The sequence below is a fragment of the Streptomyces sp. NPDC046308 genome (genome assembly GCF_055588065.1).
In genome coordinates, this window is record NZ_JBVJFB010000001.1 from 1,264,202 (window position 1) to 1,282,692 (window position 18,491).

At 73.3% G+C, this 18,491-nt stretch carries 16 protein-coding genes; 5 read left to right on the plus strand and 11 right to left on the minus strand.

The genetic code is table 11. The features are described 5' to 3' along the window. Window positions 1-5 precede the first annotated feature (5 nt). Entirely contained in the window at window positions 6-704 is a 699-nt protein-coding gene (locus ACZ6JT_RS05550; protein WP_469207440.1) for an HdeD family acid-resistance protein, read from the minus strand. A gap of 76 nt (window positions 705-780) precedes the next feature. Between ACZ6JT_RS05550 and ACZ6JT_RS05555 the strand changes: the two genes are divergently transcribed. Then, a complete protein-coding gene (locus ACZ6JT_RS05555; RefSeq protein ID WP_469207442.1) occupies window positions 781-1,542 on the plus strand; it encodes an enoyl-CoA hydratase/isomerase family protein in 762 nt (253 codons plus the stop codon). A 16-nt stretch (window positions 1,543-1,558) separates the two neighbouring features. Here ACZ6JT_RS05555 and ACZ6JT_RS05560 read toward each other — a convergent pair whose 3' ends face one another. Next, window positions 1,559-2,188, minus strand: a complete 630-nt coding sequence (locus tag ACZ6JT_RS05560; protein WP_469207445.1) for a DJ-1/PfpI family protein — start codon at window positions 2,186-2,188, stop codon at window positions 1,559-1,561. A gap of 40 nt (window positions 2,189-2,228) precedes the next feature. Further along, complete coding sequence (locus tag ACZ6JT_RS05565; RefSeq protein WP_469207447.1) at window positions 2,229-3,191, minus strand: GlxA family transcriptional regulator; 963 nt, start codon at window positions 3,189-3,191, stop codon at window positions 2,229-2,231. Window positions 3,192-3,293: 102 nt separating this feature from the next. Between ACZ6JT_RS05565 and ACZ6JT_RS05570 the strand changes: the two genes are divergently transcribed. Further along, window positions 3,294-4,931 (plus strand): ABC-F family ATP-binding cassette domain-containing protein, encoded by a 1,638-nt coding sequence (locus tag ACZ6JT_RS05570; RefSeq protein WP_469207449.1) that lies wholly within the window; start codon window positions 3,294-3,296, stop codon window positions 4,929-4,931. A 33-nt stretch (window positions 4,932-4,964) separates the two neighbouring features. On the opposite strand, the gene ACZ6JT_RS05575 is transcribed toward ACZ6JT_RS05570, so the two are convergent. The 7 genes from ACZ6JT_RS05575 to ACZ6JT_RS05605 form a co-directional block, all read right to left on the minus strand. After that, window positions 4,965-5,756 (minus strand): SDR family NAD(P)-dependent oxidoreductase, encoded by a 792-nt coding sequence (locus ACZ6JT_RS05575; RefSeq protein WP_469207451.1) that lies wholly within the window; start codon window positions 5,754-5,756, stop codon window positions 4,965-4,967. Between the two features lie 7 nt (window positions 5,757-5,763). After that, complete coding sequence (locus ACZ6JT_RS05580) at window positions 5,764-6,954, minus strand: MAB_1171c family putative transporter (RefSeq protein WP_469207452.1); 1,191 nt, start codon at window positions 6,952-6,954, stop codon at window positions 5,764-5,766. Further along, a complete protein-coding gene (locus ACZ6JT_RS05585) occupies window positions 6,944-7,444 on the minus strand; it encodes a hypothetical protein (RefSeq protein WP_469207454.1) in 501 nt (166 codons plus the stop codon). Before ACZ6JT_RS05585 ends, ACZ6JT_RS05580 begins: the two co-directional genes overlap by 11 nt. A gap of 271 nt (window positions 7,445-7,715) precedes the next feature. Continuing rightward, on the minus strand, window positions 7,716-10,187 hold the full coding sequence (locus tag ACZ6JT_RS05590) for a Tex family protein (RefSeq protein ID WP_469207456.1): 2,472 nt from the start codon (window positions 10,185-10,187) through the stop codon (window positions 7,716-7,718). A gap of 84 nt (window positions 10,188-10,271) precedes the next feature. Then, window positions 10,272-11,135, minus strand: a complete 864-nt coding sequence (locus ACZ6JT_RS05595; RefSeq protein WP_469207458.1) for an SCO6745 family protein — start codon at window positions 11,133-11,135, stop codon at window positions 10,272-10,274. A gap of 60 nt (window positions 11,136-11,195) precedes the next feature. Then, complete coding sequence (locus ACZ6JT_RS05600) at window positions 11,196-12,323, minus strand: serine hydrolase domain-containing protein (RefSeq protein WP_469208222.1); 1,128 nt, start codon at window positions 12,321-12,323, stop codon at window positions 11,196-11,198. A 149-nt stretch (window positions 12,324-12,472) separates the two neighbouring features. Then, window positions 12,473-13,369, minus strand: a complete 897-nt coding sequence (locus ACZ6JT_RS05605; protein ID WP_469207460.1) for an alpha/beta hydrolase — start codon at window positions 13,367-13,369, stop codon at window positions 12,473-12,475. 108 nt (window positions 13,370-13,477) lie between these two features. Here ACZ6JT_RS05605 and ACZ6JT_RS05610 point away from each other — a divergent pair, with 108 nt between their 5' ends. Together ACZ6JT_RS05610 and ACZ6JT_RS05615 are read left to right on the plus strand one after the other, a co-directional pair. Further along, window positions 13,478-14,512, plus strand: coding sequence for a PucR family transcriptional regulator (locus ACZ6JT_RS05610; RefSeq protein ID WP_469207462.1), 1,035 nt, complete (start codon window positions 13,478-13,480; stop codon window positions 14,510-14,512). Between the two features lie 382 nt (window positions 14,513-14,894). Then, window positions 14,895-16,418 (plus strand): M1 family metallopeptidase, encoded by a 1,524-nt coding sequence (locus ACZ6JT_RS05615; RefSeq protein WP_469207464.1) that lies wholly within the window; start codon window positions 14,895-14,897, stop codon window positions 16,416-16,418. Between the two features lie 6 nt (window positions 16,419-16,424). Here the strand turns inward: ACZ6JT_RS05615 and ACZ6JT_RS05620 are convergent, their stop codons facing one another. After that, window positions 16,425-17,321: an oxygenase MpaB family protein gene (locus ACZ6JT_RS05620; protein WP_469207466.1), complete on the minus strand. Its 897-nt coding sequence runs from the start codon at window positions 17,319-17,321 to the stop codon at window positions 16,425-16,427. A gap of 128 nt (window positions 17,322-17,449) precedes the next feature. Here ACZ6JT_RS05620 and sph point away from each other — a divergent pair, with 128 nt between their 5' ends. After that, window positions 17,450-18,439, plus strand: a complete 990-nt coding sequence (sph, locus tag ACZ6JT_RS05625) for a sphingomyelin phosphodiesterase (protein ID WP_469207468.1) — start codon at window positions 17,450-17,452, stop codon at window positions 18,437-18,439. Window positions 18,440-18,491 lie beyond the last annotated feature (52 nt).

An 18,491-nucleotide genomic window follows, 5' to 3' on the forward strand; every position in this document is an offset into this window, starting at 1 on the left:
CAGAGTCAGTTGTTCGACTGTTCCTGATCTTCTGCCGCACGCTTTGCGGCCGCCTCGCGGGCCCCATCCACCGAAGCCGTCTCCCGCGGCTCCTCGTCTTCCCTGACCAAGCCCAGGATGCGGCGGGCTCCCAGGCCCAGGGCGATCAGGCTCAGGCCGTCGAACAGGAGGGCGAGGGAGAAGAAGGTTCCGATCACGTACAGACTGTTGCCGGGCCAGTCGGAGAGGATCAGGACCCCCAGCAGGACCCCGAAGGCCCCCTGGACGAGCGCGAGCCCGAAGTTCGAACCGCGCACCACCAGCGCTCCGACCAGCCGGAACAGGCCGCCCGTCAGAAAGAGCAGCGCGGCGAACATGGTCAGCGCCTCGGCGCTCGCCTCCGGACGGCGCAGGATCACGAAGCCCGCCGCGAGGTTGATCGCGACGACGACGGCGAGCCAGAAGTAGCTGCTCCCGCGCGACTGCACGGCCTGCAGCAGGCCCACCACACCCCCGATCAGGAGCAGCCAGCCGAAGAGGAACATCGAGGTGAGCGTGGCGAGGCCGGTGTAGACGAGGCCGACCAGACCGGCCAGCACGAGGATCACCCCGAGCAGCGCCAGCAGCCCGTAACCGCGGTGGAGCTTCTTCTTCTCCTGCTGCGGCTCCCGGCCCCCGGCCCCGGCCCCGGTACGGTCTGTACGGTCTGCACGGTCTGTGCCCATGGACGCGCCACCTCCTCGCACCCCCGGACGGACTCCCTTGATCATAGGTATGACCGCCCGGGATAGCATCCGGCGCATGGACGCAGACCTCGACGCCAGCCTGCTGCACACGGTCGCCGACGGGGTCGCCACCGTCGTCATCTCGCACCCCGCCAAGCGCAACGCGATGACCGCCGCCATGTGGCGGGCGCTCCCGGAGCTGCTGACGGGCCTGGCGGGCGACCCCGCGGTCCGGGCGCTCGTCCTGACCGGTGCCGGGCCGACCTTCTGCGCGGGCGCCGACATCTCCTCGCTGACCGGAGCCGCCGGGGACGACGACCCGCGGGCCCTCGCCGTGACGGCGGAGGAGGCCCTGGCCGCCTTCCCGAAGCCGACCCTGGCGGCGATCCGCGGGTTCTGCGTGGGCGGCGGGAGCCAGCTGGCGGCGGCCTGCGACCTGCGCTTCGCGGAGGAGGGAGCGTCGTTCGGGGTGACCCCGGCGAAGCTGGGCATCGTCTACCCGGCCTCCTCCACCCGCAGGCTCGCGTCCCTGGTGGGCCCGGCCTGGGCGAAGTACCTCCTCTTCTCGGCGGAGTTGATCGGCGCGGACCAGGCGCTGCGCGCCGGGTTCCTGAACGAGCTGCTGCCGGCCGGGCAGCTGGACAAGCGGGTCGCCGAGTTCACCCGGATCCTGGCCTCGCGCTCGCAGCTGACGCAGGCGGCGGCCAAGGAGTTCGCGGACGGCCGGACGGACCGGGACGGTCACTGGGACGCCCGGGCGGCGGAGAGCGACGACGCCGCGGAGGGCGTCGCCGCGTTCCTGGAGCGTCGGGCGCCCCGCTTCACGTGGACGCCCTGAGGCACTGACGGCCCGGCTACACCAGGGGGTTGTTCGCCCGCAGCCGGGCGACGAGCCCGGCGGGCGCCTTCTCCGGGGAACCGGCGTCGTAGGGCGGCTGGGGGTCGTACTCGGTCATCAGCTGGACGGTCTGGGCGACCTCGTCCCCGGCGATCCTGCCGAGCAGGGCGAGGCCCATGTCGATCCCGGAGGACACTCCCGCCGCGGTGACGTACTTCCCGTCGAAGACCACCCGCTCCCCGGTGGGCTCCGCCCCGAACTGCGGCAGCTGGTCGAGGTACAGCCAGTGGCCGGCGGCCCGCCGCCCGTCGAGCAGGCCGGCCGCGGCGAGCAGCAGCGAGCCGGTGCAGACGGACGTGGTCCACGTGCTGGTGGCGTCGACGGCCCGCAGCCACCGCGTGACGGCGGGGTTCTTCATCTCCAGCTCCGGGTGCGGCCCGCCGGGCACGAGCACGATGTCGGGCCGGGTCACCTCGCCGAGCCCCTTGTCGGCGACGAGCGCGAGCGAGCCGTTGTCCGTGCGCACGGGCCCCGGGCGCTCGGACACGAACACCACCTCGGCGCCCGGCAGCCGCCCGAGGGTGTCGAAGGGCCCGATGGCGTCGAGGGCGGTGAAGCGGTCGTAGAGCAGTACGGCGATCTGCATGGCTCCTCCGGAGCGGTCGATGTGTGGTGCGTTGTCCGAGCTAGCGGGCTGCGCCGAAGCGGCGGCGGTACTCCGTCGGGGGCTGGCCGAGCGTCTTCACGAAGGCCCGGCGCAGGGCCTCCGGGGTGCCGTACCCGCAGGCGCGGGCGACCTGGGCGATGCCGGCGGAGCCCTCCTCCAGGAGGCGCCGGGCGTGTTCCACCCGCACCCGCTCCACGTACCGCCCCGGGGTCACCCCCGTCTCCGTCTGGAAGGCCCGCGCGAAGTGGCGCGGGGACAGTCGGGCCCGCGCGGCGAGCGCCTCGACGCTGAGGTCGCCGTCCGGGTGCTCGGTGATCCACTGCTGCACGTCGCGCAGCGGCTCCCGCCGGGCGGTCTGGGCCGCCAGCTGCGCGCTGAACTGCGCCTGGTTGCCCGGCCTGTGCAGGAACACCACAAGGTGCCGGGCGATCGTCAGCGCTACGTCCTTCCCGTGGTCCTCCTCCACCAGCGCGAGCGCCAGGTCGATCCCGGCCGTGACCCCGGCCGAGGTGGCCACCGGTCCGTCCCGTACGTAGATGGGGTCGGGCTCCACTTCCACGGCCGGGTAGTCGCGCGCCATCTGTTCGCACACGTACCAGTGCGTCGTGGCCCGCCGCCCGTCCAGCAGCCCGGCCTCGGCCAGCAGCAGCCCGCCCGTGCACACCGACACCAGCCGCTCCGCGCCACCCCCGTGGGCGCGCAGCCAGTCGGTGAGCCGCGGCTCGAAGTCGCCGGTGTACCGGCCCCCGGGTACCAGCAGGGTGGTCCCGGCGCCCGGCCGGGCGCTCTCCAGGTCCGCGTCCGGCACCAGCGTCAGCCCGCTGCTGGTGCGGACCGGCGCTCCTGCCGGGGACACCGTTCCGATCGTGTAGGGGAGCAGCCCCGGGAACCGGGCCACGGCGGCGAACACCTCCACCGGTCCGGTCACGTCCAGGCTCTGCACCCCGTCGTAGAGGACGACGAGCACGTTTCGCGACGACATGACCCCATGGTGTGACACCGGGCCGGATGGCTGCAATGACGTGGTTCCCACCTATGCGGCCATCCGGGGGACGTCCGTCCGCCCGGATAGGATCGGGACATCATGACTGCAACCCTCGTCGCCAAGAAGCTCACCGCCGCGCACGGTGAGCGCACGCTCTTCGCCGATCTCGACCTCGTCGTCGCCCCCGGCGACGTCATCGGCCTCGTCGGCGTGAACGGCGCCGGGAAGTCCACCCTGCTGCGCCTGCTCGCCGGGCTGGACGCTCCCGAGACCGGGGAGCTGCGGCTCTCCCCGCCGACCGCCGCCGTCGGCCACCTCCCGCAGGAGCCGGAGCGGCGGCCCGCCGAGTCGGTTCGGGACTTCCTGGCGCGCCGTACGGGTGTGGCGGCCGCGCAGGCGGAGCTGGACGCGGCGACGCAGGGGCTGGTGGACGGGACGCCGGGCGCGGACGACGCGTACGCGACCGCGCTGGACCGGTGGCTGGACCTCGGCGGCGCCGATCTCGACGAGCGGGCCGAGGAGGTCGCCGCCGAGCTCGGCCTCATGGTGGGCCTGGACCTGCCCATGACGGCGCTCTCGGGCGGTCAGGCGGCCCGCGCGGGTCTCGCCTCGCTGCTGCTGTCCCGCTACGACGTCTTCCTCCTCGACGAGCCCACCAACGACCTGGACCTGGACGGCCTGGAGCGGTTGGAGCGGTTCGTGAAGGGGCTGCGCGCGGGCACGGTCGTCATCAGCCACGACCGCGAGTTCCTGACCCGGACCGTCACCAAGGTCCTCGAACTGGACCTGGCCCAGCAGCAGATCAACCTCTACGGCGGCGGCTACGACGCGTACCTGGAGGAGCGCGAGCGCGCCCGCGACCACGCCCGCGAGGAGTACGAGGAGTACGCGGGCAGGAAGTCGGCTCTGGAGGGCCGCGCCCAGATGCAGCGCAACTGGATGGACAAGGGCGTGCGCAACGCCCGCCGCAAGGCCTCCGACAACGACAAGATCGGCAAGAACCTGCGCGGGGAGTCCAGCGAGAAGCAGGCCGCCAAGGCCCGCCAGACGCAGCGGGCGATCGAGCGGCTGGAGGTCGTGGACGAGCCCCGCAAGGAGTGGGAGCTGCGCATGGAGATCGCGGCGGCCCCGCGCTCCGGCTCGGTGGTGGCCACCCTGCGCGAAGCGGCCGTCAAGCGGGGCGACTTCGCCTTCGGCCCGGCCAGCCTGCAGATCGACTGGGCGGACCGGGTGGCGATCACCGGGCCCAACGGCGCCGGCAAGTCCACCCTCCTCGCCGTCCTGCTGGGCCGGCTCGCCCCGGACTCGGGCTCCGCGACCCTCGGCTCCGGCGTCCTGGTCGGTGAGGTGGACCAGGCCCGCGGCCTGTTCCTCGGCGACGAACCTCTGCTGGAGGCCTTCTGCGCGGCGGTCCCGGAGACCGAGCCGGCCGAAGTGCGCACCCTGCTGGCCAAGTTCGGCCTCAAGGCGGCCCACGTGCTCCGCCCGGCGGCCACCCTCTCCCCGGGCGAGCGCACCCGTGCGGCGCTGGCGCTGCTCCAGGGCCGCGGGGTGAACCTGCTGGTCCTGGACGAGCCCACCAACCACCTCGACCTCCCGGCGATCGAGCAGCTGGAGTCCGCCCTCGACGCCTACGAGGGCACCCTCCTGCTGGTCACCCACGACCGCCGCATGCTCGACGCGGTGCACGTGACCCGCCGCCTGCGGGTCGAGGACGGCAGGGTCACCGAGCTCTAGCCGGGTGCGCGCGGGCCCGGGGCGCGGGCGGGATCACGCGCCCGGGTCGGCCGGGGGGCGGCGCGTGCGGGCCAGTTTCCGGGCCACGAAGGCGCGCGGGAGGTGCCGGACCGCGAGGGCGTACGCCTGGTAGCGGCGGCCGGTGATGCTGACCGGGCGGCGCAGGGCCAGGTCCTTCAAGGCCTGGGCGACCACGGCCTCCGGTTCCAGCCAGACCTCGTCGCGCAGCGCGCTGACGTCCATACCGGCGCGCTCCTGGAACTCGGTGCGGGTGAAGCCCGGGACCACGGCCAGCACCCGGACCCCGTACGGCGCCATGTCCACCCGCAGCGACTCGCTGAACGCGGTGATCCAGGCCTTGGCGGCCCCGTACGTGCCGGTCGGCAGGAGCCCCGCGACCGAGGAGACGTTGAGGACCGCGCCCCGGCGGCGTTCGCGCAGGCCCGGCAGGACGGCGTGGGTGAGCCGCAGCGGGACCTTCACGAGCAGGTCGAGCATCCGCTCCTCGTCCTCGAGGGGGCTGTACGGGAACGGCGCGGGCAGTCCGAAGCCCGCGTTGTTGACCAGCACGTCCACGGGCCGGGACCGGTCGGCGAGCCGTTCGGCGACCGCCGCGCAGTCCCCCGCGTCCAGCAGGTCGGCGGGCAGCACCTCGCACTCGGTGCCGTATTCGCGGCCCAGTCGGGCGGCGACGGCCTCGAGCCGGTCCTTGTCGCGGGCGACGAGGACCAGGTCGCAGCCCTTGGCCGCGAAGCCGCGGGCGAAGGCCGCGCCCAGTCCGGCGCTGGCCCCGGTGATCAGTACGGTGGTTCCTGCGGTGGTCAAGAGGGTTTCACTTCCTTGTGCTGACGGACGTGGTGCCGGCGGGAGAGGCGTAGGCCTGGGCCACGTCGACGAGGAACCGGGCCTCGTCCGCGAGGTCCCCGCCCTCCTGCGAGGTGTGGATCGCGGCGGGCAGCTCCAGCGCGGCGGCCTCGCCCGGCCGCCCGGGCAGTCCGTCGAGCCTGGCCTGCCGCGCCTCCTTCAGTACGCGGGCCAGCGCGGCCGCGCCGGCCCGCTGCTCGGGGATCCCCTGTCCGGCGGCCTGGCCGCGGGCCCTCTCCAGCGCGCCCGGGGCCACGTACTCCCCCAGGATCAGGATCGCGTCGCGCGTCTCGATGACCTTGCGGTAGACGAGCAGGTTGCGCGGGACCGGCGGCCACAGCAGCTCCACCACCCGGCCGGCGCGCGGCTTGTTCAGCGCCACGTGCGGGACGGCTTCGACCAGGTCGCGCCAGAGCGGCCACAGCCGCCAGGCGGTGGCGGTGTCGGCGGCGGTGCGGCGGAGGGTGAAAAGGGTGGGCACGAGGATGGCGGCGGCGCGCAGCAGGCCGTGCAGGTTCATCAGCAGCGGGAGGGCGGGCATCGCCCAGGTGCTGCCGAACAGGGCCTTGAGCAGGTAGGCCAGCCAGAACAGTCCGGCGAGCGCGGTGCCGAGGCCGAACAGGCGCAGTCCGGCGGCGAGGCCCCGGCTCTCGGTGCGCCGGCTGTAGCGCCAGCACAGGGCCACGCAGACGGTGTTGGCGATGACGTGCGCGGAGATCAGCACCAGCCAGTACGCGAGGGAGGGCACCGGGTCACCGGCCGGCGGCATGGTGTGGGTGCCGTGGCCGGGGGCGGCCGCGTCCAGGGCCAGGAGTGCGCCCAGCCACGCCAGCGTGGCGACCCAGGAGCCGAGTTGGAGCCGGCGGCCGCGGGTGGCGGCGGCCACGAAGTAGATCACGGCGCCCGCCGACAGCACGCCGATGAGGTTGCGGACGAGGCCGATGGTGTGGGCGTAGTCGGCGCCGCGCTTCATCGCGTGGGTGACGACGTCCGGGAGGTTCAGGGTCATCGCGGCGGCGGCGGTGGCGACGGCCAGCCACAGGCCGCGCTGCTGGGGGGAGCGCAGGGCGCCGGGCGCGCGGAGCAGGACGGCGGCCCACAGGCAGACCACGCTGGGGACGGCGAGCCAGTCGCCGAAGGCGGTGAGGTCAGCTGCCATCGTTGCCCCGCTCGTAGCCCATGGCCGACTCCAGCCGGGCCAGCGTGCCGCGGTCCCGGTCGGCACGGCGCGGGCCGGCGTTCGCCGTGCGGATGCGGATCATGCTGGCGAGCATTTCCGCCTCCTGCTCCTGGCGGGTGGTGTAGTTGGTGCGCCCGAGCACCGTCGGAGCTTCGCCGTCGGTCTCCTCGCCCTCCAGCGAGTTGTGCCCGAAGAGGATGTGGCCGAGCTCGTGGAGGACGATGTGCTCCCGGTGCAGCGGGGTGGTCTGCGCCTCGTAGAAGACGTAGTCGACGCTGACCGTGCCCACCCACAGTCCGCAGATCCCGGCCTCCGCCGCCTCCTTGGGGAGCGGGTGGAGGCGGATGGGGCGGCCCCGCTGCTCGGCTATCCGGTTGCACAGGACGTCGAGGGAGAAGGGGTGGGACAGATCCAGATGGCTGAGAATGTTCTCGCACCGTTTGCGAATGCTGAGTTGCCGGTGGGGCATGTGATCCCTCTTCGGACCCTTTCCGGGACAGCGTCGGTAGGCGTGTATGGGCATGGGCATGACGTCCTGTGCCTTCAAGGCGGCCTCGGGGATTGCGGTCCTGAGGGGGAAACGCGGAAGCCCGTCCGCCGGATGACGAACGGGCGTTCCACCATGCCTACAGATCTTGTACGCGAGTTGGCAAGACAAGTCCCCAGGTGGGGAACCTATTCGGCCACCGCGTACGAGGACCCTGACGCGCCGGGTGGCTGCAAGCCGCCCCCGACGGTGCCTACCGCTTGCGGCGCTCCTCGCCGGCCGTGAGGCCCGCGCGGCGCAGCGCGTCCGCCATGGCGCTGTTCGCGGGGGCGGGGGCCCCGCCGCCCTGCCGCCGGCCCTGACCGCCCTGGCCCTGGCCTCCTTGACCCTGGCGCTGGCCCTGGCCGCCCTGGCCGCGCTCGCCCTGGCCGCGGCCGCCCTCTCGGGCCCCGCCGCCTGCGCCCCGTTGCTGCGGGGGACGGCCGCCGGAGCCGCCGCCCCGCCTGTCCTCGCGCTGCCTGGGGGCGCCCGCCCCGCGCTCGGCCCCGGCCTCGTCCTCCAGGCGCAGGGTGAGCGAGATCCGCTTGCGCGGGATGTCCACGTCCATGACCTTCACGCGGACGATGTCGCCCGGCTTGACCACGTCCCGCGGGTCCTTGACGAAGTTCTTCGACAGCGCCGAGACGTGTGCCAGGCCGTCCTGGTGGACGCCGATGTCGATGAAGGCACCGAAGGCCGCCACGTTGGTGACGACGCCCTCCAGGATCATCCCGGGGGCCAGGTCGCCGATCTTCTCCACGCCCTCCTTGAAGGTGGCCGTCTTGAAGGCGGGGCGCGGGTCGCGGCCGGGCTTCTCCAGCTCGCGCAGGATGTCGGTGACCGTGGGCAGGCCGAAGGCCTCGGTGACGAACTGCTCGGGGCGCAGGGAGCGCAGGACGGAGGTGTTGCCGATCAGGGCCGCCACCTCGCCGCCCGCCGTCTTGCCCATGGCCCGCACCACCGGGTAGGCCTCGGGGTGCACGGCCGAGCCGTCCAGCGGGTCGTCCCCGCCGCGGATCCGCAGGAAGCCCGCGCACTGCTCGTACGCCTTCGGGCCGAGGCGGGCCACGTCCTTGAGCCCCTTGCGGCTGCGGAAGGGGCCGTTGGCGTCGCGGTGGGCCACGATGTTCTCGGCGAGGCCGCCGCTGATGCCCGACACGCGCGAAAGCAGGGGCGCGGAGGCCGTGTTGACGTCCACCCCGACGCCGTTCACGCAGTCCTCGACGACCGCGTCGAGCGAGCGCGACAGCTTCACCTCGGACAGGTCGTGCTGGTACTGGCCGACGCCGATCGACTTCGGGTCGATCTTGACCAGCTCGGCGAGCGGGTCCTGGAGGCGGCGGGCGATGGAGACGGCGCCGCGCAGCGACACGTCCATGCCGGGCAGTTCCTGGGAGGCGAAGGCCGACGCCGAGTACACGGAGGCGCCCGCCTCCGAGACCATCACCTTGGTGAGCCCCAGTTCGGGGTGGCGCGTGATGAGGTCCCCGGCGAGCCTGTCGGTCTCGCGGGAGGCGGTGCCGTTGCCGATGGCGATCAGCTCGACCGCGTGCTCCTTCGCGAGGCGGGCCAGCTTGGCGAGGGACTCGTCCCACTTGTTGGCGGGCACGTGCGGGTAGATCACGTCCGTGGCCACGACCTTGCCGGTGGCGTCCACGACGGCGACCTTCACGCCGGTACGGAAGCCCGGGTCCAGGCCGAGCGTGGCCCGGGTGCCGGCGGGCGCCGCGAGCAGCAGGTCGCGCAGGTTGGACGCGAAGACCCGTACGGCCTCGTCCTCGGCGGCCTGGCGCAGCCGCATGCGCAGGTCGATGCCGAGGTGCACCTGGATCTTCGTACGCCAGGCCCAGCGCACCGTGTCGCCCAGCCACTTGTCGCCGGGACGGCCTCGGTCGTTGATGCCGAAGCGGCGGGCGATCATGCCCTCGTACGTGGACGGGCCGGCGGCCGCGTCCTCGGGGGCCTCGGGCTCCAGGCTGAGGTCGAGGACGTCCTCCTTCTCGCCGCGCAGCATGGCGAGGACGCGGTGGGAGGGCAGCGCGGTGAACGGCTCGGCGAAGTCGAAGTAGTCGGCGAACTTGGCGCCCGCCTCCTCCTTGCCCTCGCGGACCTTCGCGGCGAGCCGGCCGCGGCCCCACATGCGCTCGCGCAGTTCGCCGATCAGGTCGGCGTCCTCGCCGAACCGCTCGGTGAGGATGGCTCGGGCGCCTTCGAGGGCGGCCGCCGGGTCGGCGACGCCCTTGTCGGCGTCGACGAACGCGGCGGCCGCGGCGGCCGGTTCCACGGACGGGTCGGCCAGCAGGCCGTCCGCCAGCGGCTCCAACCCGGCCTCGCGGGCGATCTGCGCCTTGGTGCGCCGCTTGGGCTTGAAGGGGAGGTAGATGTCCTCCAGCCGGGCCTTGGTGTCGGCCGCGTTGATCCGGGCCTCCAGCTCGGCGTCGAGCTTGCCCTGCTCCCGCACGGAGTCGAGGATCGCCGCGCGCCGGTCCTCCAGCTCGCGCAGATACCGCAGCCGCTCCTCGAGGGTGCGCAGCTGGGCGTCGTCGAGCATCTCCGTCGCTTCCTTGCGGTAGCGCGCGATGAACGGCACGGTGGAGCCGCCGTCGAGCAGCTCGACGGCGGCCTTCACCTGCCGCTCCCGTACGCCGAGCTCCTCGGCGATCCTGCCTTCGATGGACATCGTCACGATCGGGTCCCGCCTGCCTTCGTTTGCACTGGAAGGCTGCCAATTGTGGCAGGTGGCGGGGACGGACGGCGGGAGCCCCGTCCGTCAGCCCCTGCCCATGAGGTCCGCGGGGAAGGCGCCGGCGGTCACCGCCTTGATCACGAGGGCGCCGCCGAGTTCGGTCAGGCGGGCCACGCCGTCCTCGCCGAGGCGCTCGTACGGGGCGGCGTCGAGACGGTCGGTGTCGTCCTCCAGCCGCTCGCGCAGGGCGACGCCCTGCTCGGTCAGCTCGCCGGCGGCGTCGAGCACGCCGCGCTCGCGCAGCCGGTCGGCCGCGGCGTCCAGGTCCTCCTGCCCCCAGCCGCGCATGCCCTTGAGCCACTTCGGGGTCATGCCCTTGCCGGTGGCGGTGTGGCTGACCAGTGCCTCGACCGGGTCCAGACCCGCCAGGAGCAGGGCGGCGAGGTGGCCGTCGCCGCGGTGTTCGCGCAGCAGGGTGGTGGCGTGCCACAGCCGCAGGTGCGGCTCCCGCGGTACGGGGAGGTCGGCGTGGGCCGCGTAGAGGGTGCGGGCGTGCCGGGTGCAGCCCTCGGTGGCGCGCATCGCGAGGTCGGCGGCCTCGGCGAGTTCGGGCGAGGCTATCGTCTCGGCGCCGAGGAGCCGGCGCAGGCAGCCGTCGGCGGCCCGCAGCCGGGCGGCGAGGGCCTCCTCGGGGGTGGTGGTCTCCCAGACGGCGGGCAGGTGCCGGGCGACCAGGTCGTGGCGGTAGTTGTAGAAGGTGGCGGTGACCGCGCCCGCCCCGACTGCCCCCATGGCGGCCGACCGGTGGGCGAGGTTGACGGCCACCGGGTCGGTGACGCCGAGGGCGGCGAATTCCTTGGCGATCTCCGGCGAGAAGTACACGGCGGCGTGCAGCGGGTTGATCGCGGCGTGCCAGCAGCGACGGGCGGCGAGCAGAGGAGAGGTCATGCGCCGCACGCTACCGACTGTTCGGTACGCCGGGTAGGGCGACGGCCGGTGGTGCGCGTCTCACCCCGTGGACACCTCCCCCGCGTCCCCGGCCGGCCGCACCCCGGCGTCGGCGTCACCGCACATCGCCTGCCCGTACAGGGACTTCAGCGCGTCGTCGACGGGGTGGTGCTGCGGCTCCCCCGAGCCGTCCGGCCCTTTCCACCTCTGGAGGTTGACCGCGACGGACATCTGTCGGCGGCCGTCGGCCCGGGTCAGGGAGATCGTGCCGGCACCCCAGACCGTGCCGTCGTGCCCCCAGAAGGTGCCGCAGTCCGGGACGACGACCTTGTGCAGGCCGAGGCCGTAGTCGATCGTCGATCCGTCCAGGGCGATGACCGGGACCGTGCGCTGCATCTGGGCCAGCGAGGACCGGCTGACGATCTTCCCGTCGAGCAGCTTGCCGTAGAAGCGGTTGAGATCGTCCATGGTCGACACGAGGGCCGCCCCCGTCCCCGTCCAGGACATGTCGTAGACGCTGTAGTCGCGCGGCGGGTCGATCAGTCCCCAGAGGGCCTCGTACATCCGCGAGTGCGGTCCCTCGATACGCGGCCCGGTGGGAAATCCGGTGTGCCGGAGCCCGGCGCGCTCGATGACGTTCCGGGTGATGTACTCCTCGGCCGTGGTGCCGGTCACCTGCTCCAGGAGTTGACCGAGGAGCAGGTAGTTGGTGTTGGAATACACCCCGGGAGTGGCTCCGGGCTCGCTCGCCGGAGGCGCGTTGACGCCCATCGCGATGAGCTCGGCCGGGCGGAACCGCCTGAAGCGGTTGTCGTCCAGGCTCTGGGGCGACATGTCCCGCAGCGAGGGGAACGCCTCGCGGATGTAGTCGGGAAGGCCGCTGGTGTTGTTGAGGAGCATCCGGACCGTGATCTTCCTGCCGCGTTCCCCCGGTACCAGTTGCGGCAGGTGGTCGCCGATCGGTGCGTCGAGCCGGATCCGGCCCTGCTCGACCTGTTGCATGACCGCGGCGGCGGTGAAGGTCTTGGTGATGCTGCCGACGCGCTGGCGCATGTCGGGCCTGACGGGACGGCCGGTCCCGACGTCGGCGACCCCGGAGGCCCCGCGCCAGGTCCGGCCGCCGTCGCGCACCTCGGCGAACACCCCCGGGACTCCGGCCCGGTGGACACCGTCCAGGGCGGACTGCAGCTCCGCGGGCTCGAAAGCGGTCGTCGGGCTCGCGGGAGCCGCCGAGGCCGTGCCCGCACAGAGACTCAGTGCGGCCGCGCTCGCGCATACCGCCAGTCGGATCCTCGACACGTCTGTCCTTTCGTCATGGGTGGGTTGGTGTTCGCGGCTCATGCGGCGAGGGCGCGCCGCAGTGCGGCGGCGAGTTCGGCGTTCTGCCGCTGCGAGACCTCGGCGGACAGGATCGCCTGGGAGCCGTGGAAGGTGCCGGGCCACTGGTGCAGTTCCACCGACACGCCCGCCCGCAGCAGGCGCACCGCGTAGTCGATGTCCTCGTCGCGGTTCGGGTCGAACTCCGCGGTGGCGATGTACGCGGGTGGCAGGCCGGACAGGTCGGCGGCCCGCGCCGGCGCGGCGTACGGGGTGGCGGGCCGGGAACCCAGGTAGTGCCGCCAGGCCGTGGCGATCTGGTCGCGGTTGAACCAGGGGGTGTCGGTGAAGTTCCGTGCCGACCACGTCTCCTGACGGTCGTCCAGTCCCGGCTGGTTGAGCAGTTGGAAGCGGATCGCGGGCCCCTGCTCGTCACGGGCCCGCAGCGCGGTCGCGGCGGCGAGGTTCGCACCGGCGCTGTGTCCGCCGACCGCGATCCGCGCCGGGTCGACGCCGAGTTCGTCCGCGTGGCCGGCCGTCCAGTCCAGTACGGCGTAGGCGTCGGCCAGGGCGGCCGGGAACGGGTGCTCGGGCGCCAGGCGGTAGCCCACCGAGACCACCACCGCCCCGGAGAGGCCGGCGATCCGGGCGGCCCAGGGGTGCTCGGTGTCCAGGTCGCCGAAGACCCCGCCGCCGCCGTGCAGCCAGACGACGGCGCCCTGGGCCCGGTGCGGGCGGTAGATCCGCACCGGCACGTCCGGGTCGGCGGGCACCGTGCGGTCCTCGACCTCCATGTCCGACGTGTCCGGCGCGGGCGCCGCTGCGGCGCGCTCGGCGAACTCCTTGCGTGCGGCGACCGGGTCGCTCAGGTCCAGCGGGGCGAGCAACGGGATGAATGCTTCGAGTTCGGGATCCATGACGCCCATCCTCACGGCCCGCACCCGGGCGGGTCGTCCGCCGTCCGTCGCGCGTCCGGCCCCGATCGCGCGCCGAACGGCGCACCGGCCGCTGCCTATCCTTGCGCCATGGAGGCACTGGCCGTTCGGCTGTCGGGACTTGATGCGTACGCCGAGGGCGCGATCCGCGTCGTCGCGTTCTACGACACGCTGATGCGCCGTCGGGTGGACCTCCCGGCGCTCGCCCGGGCTTCGGCGGGCCTCGCCGAATGCGTGGCCGGGTTCCGGCTCCACGGCACGGGGCGGGTGGTCCGCGTCGCGCCCGACGGCGGACCGGTGTCCGCCCCGCCGCCCGCCGCGTCCTCCAGCGCGCCGATCACCCTGGACGAGGAGGAGGTCGGCACGGTGTGGCTGGAGCGTCCCGGCCCGCCGAACCCGCTCGACGACGTGCTCCTGGACCGGCTCGCCCTCGCCGCCGCCGCGGTCGTCGAACGGTACGGGCCGGCCCCCACCACCATGGCCGACCCCGCGCTCGTCGAACTGGCGATCAGCTCCGACGGCGACGAGGCGGGCCGGGCCCGGGCGCTGCGGCTGCTGGGTTTCGCCGCCGACCAGCCGGTCCGCGCCGTCGCCGTACGGTCGCGGCTGCCGCTCGACCGGATCGGCGCCCTGGCGTGCCCGGCCCGCCCGGTGAAGGCGGCGACGGTCGGGGGCGTGGGCGTCGTCCTGGCCGGCGCCGTCGACCCGGCCCGCTTCCCGGCGGACGTACGCGCGGGCATCGGCGCCGCCGGCAGCCCCGACCGCTCCTGGCGGCAGGCCCGTACCGCCCTGCGCTTCACCACCGCGCGCGAACCCGTCGTCCGCCACGACGACCTGGGCGCGCTGGCCCTGCTGGCCGACGTACCCCGGGCCGCGGCGCGCGCGAATCCCGACGTGGCCGCGGTCGCCCGCGTGGCCGCCCACCCGGAGGACCTGGCGACCCTCGACGCCTACTGCGCCACCGGCTCCCTGCGCCGGGCCGCCGACCTCCTGCACCTCCACCACAGCAGCGTCGCCCGCCGGATCGACCAGATCGGAAAGGCCATGGGCCTCGACCTGACCGACCCCTCCGCCCTCCTGCGGGCCACCCTCGCCCTCACCACCTGGCGCCTCCTCGTCGACTGAACCGCCGGCACGCCGGCCGTGAGGAGCAGGACTCCCCCGGGTCCTCAGGCCCGATTCGGCCGATCCGCAGGGCCGGACGCGATGCGGCGCAGCGCTGCTCCGCGCCTCCTCGGCATGGGTCGCGCGGGCGCCGGCGGGATGCGGAGCCGGCGGCTGCGCCGCAGGTCGCGGGCCACGGGCGGGCCGTGCCGGGCCGTCGGCGGGGTGTGCCCGGCGCGCGGCACCCACGGCGCACGCCCGGCCCCGTCCGCCCTACCGTGACGGCCGAATGGCGATCGTGTGACAGCAGGGGCCATGGACATGACGTGAGCGATCACGGGTGAATACGGTCGAGCCACAAGACCTGGAACCGACCTGCCTCCCCTACCACTTGGAGTCATTCGTGCACCGCAAAGTCATCGCCCCGAGCGTGCTCGCCGCTTCCCTGCTGCTGGTGATCCCGGCGTCGGCGGCGAGTGCCGGTCCGGGTGCCCCGGGAATCGGCGACCCCTACTACCCGGCCAGCGGCAACGGCGGATACGACGTGTCCCACTACGACCTGCGCCTGCGGTACCAGCCCAAGACCGACCTGCTCGAAGGCACCGCCACCCTCCTCGCCACCGCCAAGCAGGACCTGTCCCGCTTCAACCTCGACTTCGGCCTCAAGGTCAGCGAGATCCGCGTCAACGGCACCAAGGCGAAGTTCGCCACGTCCGGCTCCCACGAGCTGGAGGTCACCCCGGCGAAGCCGCTGGCCCCCAACACCCCGCTGACCGTCGTCGTCAAGTACGCCGGGAAGCCCTCGGAGTTCAAGGTGGACGGCTGGACGGCCTGGCAGCGCACGCCCGACGGCGGGGTGGCGGCCCAGGAGCCCGACTCGGCGGCCTGGTGGTTCCCGAGCAACGACCACCCCCTGGACAAGGCCACCTTCGACGTCTCCGTCAACGTCCCCGACGGCACCCAGGCCATCAGCAACGGCGTACTCCAGTCGCAGACCTCGCGCCTCGGCTGGACCCGGTACAACTGGCGGTCCAACAAGCCGCAGGCCACCTACCTCGCCACCCTCGCCGTCGGCAAGTTCGACATCACCACCGACACGACGGCGAGCGGGCTGCCGATCGTCAACGCCTACAGCAAGGACCTCGGCGACAACGCGGGCTCGGCGCGCGCGAGCGTGGAGCGCACCGGCGAGGTCACCGAGTGGCTGGAGGGGGTCTTCGGCCCGTACCCCTTCAACGCGCTGGGCGGTTACGTGCCGAACGTGAACGCCGGCTACGCGCTGGAGACGCAGACCCGCCCGTTCTACGGCCCGCGCCAGTTCCAGAACGGCGCCAACGTCTCGGTGGTCGTGCACGAGCTGGCCCACCAGTGGTACGGCGACAGCGTGTCCGTCGACGGCTGGAAGGACATCTGGATCAACGAGGGCTTCGCCCGCTACAGCCAGTGGCTGTGGTCGGAGAAGGAGGGCGAGGGCACCGCGCAGGAGCTCGCCGACTGGGCCTACGCCCTGCGCCCGGCCGAGGACGCGTTCTGGCAGGTCAAGCCGGGTGACCCGGGTCCGGAGAACCAGTTCCACGGAGCCGTCTACGACCGCGGGGGCATCGCCCTGCAGGCGCTGCGCAACGAGATCGGCGACGAGAAGTTCTTCCAGATCCTCAAGGGCTGGCCGACCGAGCGTGCCTACGGCAACGCCAAGGTCGGGGACTTCGTGCGCTACGCCGAGAAGGTCTCGAACAAGCCCCTCGCGCAGCTCTTCGAGACCTGGCTCTACACCCCGGGCAAGCCGGCGGCCTCGGCCCTGAACCCGGCGGCGGGCAAGCCCGCGGCCCGCTCACAGCAGGCCGCTCCCGCGAAGCCCGCCGCGGAGCCGAAGTCCTGGAAGAAGATCGCGGAGACGAACACGATCCACACGCACGGCGAGCACTGAGTCCCGTCAGCGGGCGGCGGCGCGCCATCGGGCTCGCGCCGCCCGCGCGATGGGCAGGTACCGCAGCCGCTCCGGCAGCAGCGGTACGAGGAGGCGCAGGGCCGTGCTGAACCCGCGGAGCCTGCGCTCCTGGGCCGCGCTCCACTCCAGCCCGAGGGCGGCCCGCGCCTCGGGCGGCATGTACCCGACGGTGACGAAGGCCCGCAGGCGCAGGAACGCCGCCCGCAGGGCGGGCCAGGTCAGCCGCAGCAGCACGCGTACGGCGAGGGAACCGGCCTCGGGCCGGGGCAGCGGCACATCGGTGGCGATCAGCTCGCGGGCGACCTTGGTGGGCTCTATCTCCTCGGCCAGCATCCGGCCCCAGTACGTCCAGTACTCCTCGATGCTCTGCGGCATGTCCCGGTCGTGGATGCCGAGGATCCGGCCCACCTGCAGCCACTCCCGGTAGAGCTGCCGCTCCTGGGCGGGGGTGAAGCGGCGCAGCAGGTAGCGCCCGGCGTACAGGTAGACGGGGAAGCCGGTGGCGTGCACCCAGGAGTAGCAGGCGGGGTCGAGGGAGTGGTAGCGGCGGCCGCGGGTGTCGGTGCCCTGGATCTCCTTGTGCAGGCGGCGGACCCGGCGGCCTTCCTCGGCGGCCTCCGCCCCGCCGTACACCCACAGCTGGACCGAGCGCAGGGAGCGCTCGCCACGGCCCCAGGGGTCGGTGCGGAAGACGGAGTACTGGTCGACGCCGGCCCCGATCGCGGGGTGGGCGACCTGCAGGGTGAAGGCGGCGGGCAGCATCAGCAGGGCCCGGACGTCGCCGGCGATGGTCCACAGCACCCCGCCCGGGGGCGGCGGCTCGGGATCGGTGCGGGGGCGCGCGGGGCGGCTTCCGGACGCGTGGGCTGCCGTTCTCTCCATGTCACCAGTATGCGAGCACCGGATGGCCCCGAGCCGGACAGAAAGTCGCTGCACGGGTGTTACCCAGAGGTAACCGCGGCTGCTTGGATGACGGAGCCGATCTTCCCGCAGGAATGATGGAGTCCCCCATGCCGCAGAACTCCCCCCGTCGCCACCGTGCCGCCGCGGCGGCCGTAGCGGCGGTCGCCGCCGGCGCCCTGGCCGCCACCTCCGCGCCCGCCGCCGCGGCCGCGGAGGGCGCCGCCGCCCCGCGGCTCAGCGTCCTGTCGTACAACGTGTTCCTGATGAGCAAGAACCTCTACCCGAACTGGGGCCAGGACCACCGGGCCGCGGAGATCCCCAAGGCCTCCTTCTACCAGGGCCACGACGTGGTCGTGCTCCAGGAGGCCTTCGACAACGGCGCGTCGGACGCGCTGAAGGCCAACTCCGCCGCGCAGTACCCGTACCAGACCCCGGTCGTCGGCCGCAGCAAGAGCGGCTGGGACGCCACGGGCGGCGCCTACTCCTCCACCACCCCGGAGGACGGCGGCGTCACGGTCCTGAGCAAGTGGCCGATCGTCCGCAAGGAGCAGGTGGTCTACAAGGACGCCTGCGGCGCCGACTGGTGGTCCAACAAGGGCTTCGCCTATGTGGTGCTGAACGTGAACGGCGCCAAGGTGCACGTGGTCGGCACGCACGCCCAGTCCACCGACTCCGGCTGCGGCGCGGGCGAGGCGGCGGACATGCGCGCCCGCCAGTTCCGCGCGATCGACGCCTTCCTCGACGGGAAGAACATCCCGGCGAACGAGCAGGTCATCGTGGCGGGCGACCTGAACGTCGACTCGCGCACGCCCGAGTACGCCGCCCTGCTCGCCAACGCCGACCTGGCGGGCTCCGACACCCGCACGGGCCACCCGTACTCCTTCGACACCGCGTTGAACTCGATAGCGAACTACCGCTACCCGACCGACCCGCGCGAGGACCTGGACTACGTGCTCTACCGCAAGGGCAACGCCCGCCCCGCGAACTGGGAGAACAACGTGGTCAAGGAGCAGTCGGCGCCCTGGACGGTCTCCAGCTGGGGCACCTCCTACACCTACACCAACCTCTCGGACCACTACCCGTTGATCGGCCGCTGACAGCCGCGCACCGCACCCGGTCCGTCCCCCCGGGTGCGGTGCGTCGGCTCCA